Origin of the sequence: Methanospirillum sp. (assembly GCF_035560735.1) — an archaeon.
GTDB lineage: Archaea > Halobacteriota > Methanomicrobia > Methanomicrobiales > Methanospirillaceae > Methanospirillum.
Window position 1 is genome coordinate 1 of the sequence record NZ_DATMYY010000299.1, and the last position, 3,472, is coordinate 3,472.

Annotated in this window: 7 protein-coding genes; all 7 read left to right on the plus strand. The window is 47.6% G+C overall.

Going from position 1 to position 3,472, the window contains the following annotated elements; genetic code table 11:
- Positions 1–82: 82 nt before the first annotated feature.
- The 7 genes from VN429_RS08660 to VN429_RS08690 all read left to right on the plus strand — a co-directional run bounded on the left by VN429_RS08660 (position 83) and on the right by VN429_RS08690 (position 3,373).
- Entirely contained in the window at positions 83–325 is a 243-nt protein-coding gene (locus tag VN429_RS08660) for a hypothetical protein (protein WP_325632195.1), read from the plus strand.
- Positions 326–506: 181 nt separating this feature from the next.
- Entirely contained in the window at positions 507–1,043 is a 537-nt protein-coding gene (locus tag VN429_RS12585) for a hypothetical protein (RefSeq protein WP_414675299.1), read from the plus strand.
- Between the two features lie 407 nt (positions 1,044–1,450).
- Positions 1,451–1,786 carry a hypothetical protein gene (locus VN429_RS08670; RefSeq protein WP_325632198.1) on the plus strand — a complete coding sequence of 112 codons (336 nt, stop codon included), beginning with the start codon at positions 1,451–1,453 and terminating at the stop codon, positions 1,784–1,786.
- Positions 1,787–1,899: 113 nt separating this feature from the next.
- The gene (locus tag VN429_RS08675) at positions 1,900–2,082 is read left to right on the plus strand and encodes a hypothetical protein (RefSeq protein WP_325632200.1); all 183 of its coding nucleotides are present in this window, start codon (positions 1,900–1,902) and stop codon (positions 2,080–2,082) included.
- Between the two features lie 210 nt (positions 2,083–2,292).
- Entirely contained in the window at positions 2,293–2,649 is a 357-nt protein-coding gene (locus tag VN429_RS08680) for a hypothetical protein (protein ID WP_325632202.1), read from the plus strand.
- Positions 2,646–2,951, plus strand: a complete 306-nt coding sequence (locus VN429_RS08685; RefSeq protein WP_325632204.1) for a hypothetical protein — start codon at positions 2,646–2,648, stop codon at positions 2,949–2,951. The genes VN429_RS08680 and VN429_RS08685 overlap by 4 nt, the downstream gene beginning before the upstream one ends.
- Before the next feature lie 188 nt (positions 2,952–3,139).
- A complete protein-coding gene (locus tag VN429_RS08690) occupies positions 3,140–3,373 on the plus strand; it encodes a DUF2164 domain-containing protein (protein WP_325632206.1) in 234 nt (77 codons plus the stop codon).
- Positions 3,374–3,472: the final 99 nt, after the last annotated feature.

Here is a 3,472-nt window from a genome sequence, read left to right on the forward strand (position 1 = left end):
TTTCAGTACCTAAATGAACTACCAACTAAAAAATTCACATCGAATATGAGAAATAATACGAAGATGCCGCTATCTTATGGAAATGAGTTATGCTTCAAAAGTCGTGGGGTCTACAGAAGAGCAGGCTGCTTCAGTAGAAGAGATTACAGTTAGTGTTCACGAAGTAGCAAGCCTGGTCAACGACACATCACGGGAAGCGGTCACATCAGCAGCTGCGACTGAAGAGATCACTGCTGCTATTGATCAGGTAACACGGGAGAACACTGATGCTTCTGCAACCATTCAGCGGATATCTATGGATATGAATCAATTTAAGGTAGTATGATAGTATCATGGGTTCCTTTGCGGTAGATAATCACTCGCCTCAAATCGAACACGTGGCATAATCTGCTATCGGTGATGCAAGTTTTCTCACCGCTGACGACCTGAATCAACTCATCAGGCAGTACCCGGTTCAAGCACCAGAACCAGGCGCCAGATGAGGAAAAACTCGGACCGCAGGGGCTATGGCTGCAGTCGGTGAACACGCCCTTGATCTCGCTAAGTGGCTGAACAGGTACGGCCTGACATACACTGCCAAACCATATCAGGGAGGTACACTCTTTGTACTTGACAAATGTCCATTCTCTGACGCTCATGCGGATGGGGCATTTGCGATTCAATTCGCAGGTGGTGCGATATTTACGGGCTGTCATAACGACTCATGTGGGAGTGGGACGCAGCGATGGCCAGAACTGCGAGCCAGATTAAAACCCACTCACCGGGACCCGGATAAATGGTTTGTAAAGATGCGATCAGAGAGGATCAGAGCAAAGAATGAGGCAGAAGGAAGGATCAATACCGAAGAAATCCTCATGGAATCATCCCGAATTCAGGAGCGTCAATTATTAAAAACTGATACCGATGGCCGTAATAATTCCACGGGTTCCCAGGGCGATGAAACAAGAACAGAGGCACTGAAGATCCTTAAAACCGGTGATCCTCTTGCTTTCATGCTTGAAATGTTTGGAAGACGTCATGAAGGAGACAGACAGGTTGCATAGTGTTTTATCCACTCGCTGATCTCGCGGACTGTACTGAACAGTAAGGGACTTCATGTCCCCATATCAGGTGAATCAGGCAAAGGGAAGTCTCATGCAATGGATACCCTGCGATCACTTGTGCCATCCGAATTTCGGATCGATGGCCTGGTAAGTGACAAGGCTCTCTATTACATGGATGATCTCCCCCCTGGCACGGTTATTACCCTTGATGATGTAGCTCTTTCAGATCAGATGCAGGAGGTCCTCAAAGGAGTTACCTCCTCGTTTCAGAAACCGTTTCCCTACCGGACTGTCAACAAAGACAGAAAACCACAGACCTGCATCATACCTGAACGATGTGTGTGGTGGCTTGCCAAGGTTGAAGGTGCTGGATTGATGATACAGACGAGCAGGATCAGCGGGTTCTCATGCGGACTCTTACACAGGCAGGAGAATCTCCCGGATCTGTCACCGAGACCAGTGATGATCTCTTTGTCTGCCGCCAGATATGGGAAGAACTCTGCCAGGTCTGGGTCATCATTCCGTTTGCACTCAGGATAAGGTTCCAGTCGGCAGAAAACCGGCGAAATCCGGACATGTTCCTTGACCTGACCAGAACCCATGCTGCAATAAACCAGTTCAGACGTGAACAATATTCCACTAATGGAATGCCATGTGTGATTGTGACAATTGAGGACTTTGAGAAGGCTGTTGACCTTTTGTGGTGCTCAATGGAACAACCGGTGGTCAGGGGACAAAACTGACGAGGCGTGAAGCGGGACTTATCGAAATTCTCGCTTAGTATAGTCAGTCAGAGATCACAATTGCACAGATACAACATCTTTCTGGATGGACTAGCAGTTCGATTGCGAAATTGATGCATGGATACCGGTCATATGGAAAGACCTATTCAGGACTTCTTGAGAAGTGTCCTGCCATCTCGTATCTCTATCGGACGGTGACAGAAGGAGATGAAGGGAAGACTACGACGCGACGGGCCACTGCGTACCTGTGGGATTCCGATCTCTATATGGCATGGAAGAAAGGAGGAAGTGTCTAGCTTGCATCCGAAGTCGATACCGGGCATGATCCTCATAACGGGAATGACCCTGACGAACCTGATTCTCCAGAAGAGAATAAATCTCTGAATCCACCAGTTTCAGAAGAAGACACGGAAATTTTTGGAAATTCGCAGCCTGCTGATTCTCTTTCATCAGAATCTTCGGATCATGAGTGTTCACATTCATCGATAGCCCCTGGGAATTTTGTTGTGATTGACGGACTTCCTGAACGGGAACCATGCTCGGTTTGCGGAAAGATGCAGGTGCAGTACAGGGAGAGACGGTCGGCAGCACGAAAACGGGGTGCTCATCAAAGAAGAAGCCTTTGTACTGCCTGTTACAACCATGCGGTTGCAAGGGAAGTTGCATCTAAAACGGTGCTTCCCGGCGTGGTTGATACTCAAACCCTGGTTCACCGGGGGGTTTGTGTGGGTACCTGTGACATCTGCGGGATCAAACCTGCTGTATGGTCTGATCCAAAGGCACGGACAAAATTGTGTGAAGTATGTTATGAGTCAGAAAAACTGAAGGCAGGATCAGCAGAATCAGGGGTTAAAACGGTATGAGTGGATTTGTCGAGAAGATATCACATTCAGGTGCGTTTGAACTCTGCGGGAGGATTATCCGTGACGGGACTGATCTGGTGATCTTCATTGATGGCACCGGGAGATTCGTGATCTCTGAAGTGAGGGTCTTGGCAACCCTTATGGGACTTGGGGAGTCTGAAATTTCAGGCCCGGCTCCGGGTGTTGCAAGGCTTCTGAGAGCGGGAGAGGGTTTTACTTGGATATCGGTGATGCCCAGTATGCAATACCGGTATCCCGTGTCCGAGCTGTGTTATCCGGTGAGCATCGGAAAGGACCGGTGAGTAGGGTGAAAAAGGAATCCAGGGGGGTATTTACTAGATAATATCAATCTATTTGACTCATTTTTTTTACATTTCTCATCGGACACGAGGAGCGGAAGCGTTCTGATTTTGTGAACTGATAATCCCGGTTCCCGATATGTGATACCATTGGATATAGTGAGGGGAACAACACTATTTTGAGGAATCTGATGAAACATGAACAGCCTATAACCCTCTCAAAAGAGAGACGGAACACCATGATATCAGAGATAAAAAACTATTATGCAACTGAACGGGACGAAGTCATCGGGGAGCTTGCCGCCGGTATGCTTCTTGATTTTTTCATGGATCGGCTCGCCCCTGAAATCTACAACCAGGGTGTATACGATTCTCACAAATATATTGCAGAAGCTGCTGAAGACCTTCTCTCTATCCTGAAATAATCTTTTCAGGTCCTTTTTTTTCAGGTCGGTAGTGCGGGAGAAACAAAGAAGGATTTGTGTCAGGTCTGGATCTCCCTACCTATGGAATATGGCATATCT